Here is a 380-nt window from a genome sequence, read left to right on the forward strand (position 1 = left end):
TCGTAGGCGTATGGCTCTGGGCTTTCTTCTCCAGCGCCAGCGCCATTTCGTGGTTATGAGGCTTGCCTCCGAGCGCCCTGCGGAATAAACCGCGAACGGCCTCCGGATCAACGGTCAGCGGCCGTACGTTGTATTCGTCGGACCAGTACAGGCAGGCTTTGATATGGCCGTCAGCTGTAAGGCGCAGCCGGTTGCAGTTGTCGCAGAAATGCTCGCTTACCGGATGAATCAGACCGAATGTGCCTTTAGCGCCGACGACACGGCTGTCCTGGGACGGGCCGTTTCCGGCAGGCGCATGCGCTTTCTCAGTCCCCCATCCGGCTTCGCGGCAGGCTTCAAGCACTCTTTCCAGCGGCAGGTACGACTGCCTCCAGGCGTCG

1 pseudogene is annotated in these 380 nt (G+C 61.3%); it reads right to left on the minus strand.

Annotated features, from left to right (window positions below):
• Positions 1 to 380, minus strand: a pseudogene (locus tag L691_RS0106025) (GTP 3',8-cyclase MoaA); the annotation flags it as partial.

It is taken from the genome of Paenibacillus zanthoxyli JH29 (assembly GCF_000520715.1).
GTDB classification, from domain to species: domain Bacteria; phylum Bacillota; class Bacilli; order Paenibacillales; family Paenibacillaceae; genus Paenibacillus_AQ; species Paenibacillus_AQ zanthoxyli.